The sequence below is a fragment of the Mesorhizobium sp. M2C.T.Ca.TU.002.02.1.1 genome (assembly GCF_003997225.1).
On sequence record NZ_RZTO01001297.1, the window covers coordinates 1 to 1,015 of the forward strand.

Sequence of the window (1,015 nt, forward strand, 5' to 3'; positions counted from 1 at the left end):
GCATTGTAGGGCAGCTTGCCCGCCTCGAACCGGCTGCCGGCGGCAATGGTGCTGACGCCCGTGTAGCGCCCCGGCACGATCTGGACGACAGCCTTGGTGGCGGTCGGCGCCACGGTGGTGCCTTGTTGCTGTACGGCGACCGAGGTGATGCCGTTGTCGGCGAGCGTCGTCAGCACCGCCTGCTGGGCATTGGTGATGTTCGAGGCCGCGGTGATGGCGGCAAGGTCGACGATCGACTGCGCGGCCCGGCGCTCGTTGTAGAGCGAGCCTTCGTCGATCGCGAAGGCGGTCAGCGCCAGCGCCACCGGCGTGCATAGCGCCGTCATGACGGCGAAATTCGCGCTACGGTCGGCGACGAGCCTACGCGTCGCCGCCATCAATCCCCCCTTGACGGGCATCATATGCCTCCGACACGGATCGTCGACTGGCGCTGGATCGTCGTGCCCGGCAGCGGCAGCGTCTTGAACAGGTTCCAGATCGGCAGGTTGCGTGCATCGTAGGTGACCGAAACCACGAACTGGCTGCCGTCGGCGACACTGTCTTGCGCGTTGACGGTCAGCTTGTTGGGATCGACGAAGGGATAGCCCGAGACGTCGTGTGCGATGAAATCGGTGACCAGCGCCTGTCGCTCGGTCTGGTTCAGGCCGGCAATCGCCGTGCGCGCCGCGTCGGCGGCGATCTGCTGCACGGAGTGGCTGGCGCCAAAATAGATTCCGTATGCAACCATGCCGAGCAGAAGCAGGATGAAGATCGGCGCAAGCATGGCGAATTCGATTGCCGATGTGCCCGTGGCGTCAGCCCGGAAACGACACCACGAAGCAGGGAATTTTCGGTTTTTCAGCATGATGCGGAGAATGCCAAAACCTGCCTGCAAAAACAGAAAACGCGTCGAACAACCGGCAGGTGTGCCAAGTTGAAGACAAGCTCTAAGCTTTAGTTTTCGCTGTTTTAGCGTGATGACGCTCACTTTGCGTCAAGCAGGCAATGGTTGAAATAAGATTCCCCTCTGTCTAGT

The 1,015-nt window shown here is 61.6% G+C and carries 2 protein-coding genes; both read right to left on the reverse strand.

Translation table 11 applies throughout. The features are described 5' to 3' along the window. Positions 1–377, reverse strand: a 377-nt coding sequence (locus EOD07_RS35605) for a pilus assembly protein TadG-related protein (RefSeq protein WP_245470623.1), incomplete at its 3' end; no start/stop codon positions are given. 20 nt (positions 378–397) lie between these two features. Then, complete coding sequence (locus EOD07_RS35610; protein ID WP_245470624.1) at positions 398–967, reverse strand: TadE/TadG family type IV pilus assembly protein; 570 nt, start codon at positions 965–967, stop codon at positions 398–400. Between the last annotated feature and the right edge of the window lie 48 nt (positions 968–1,015).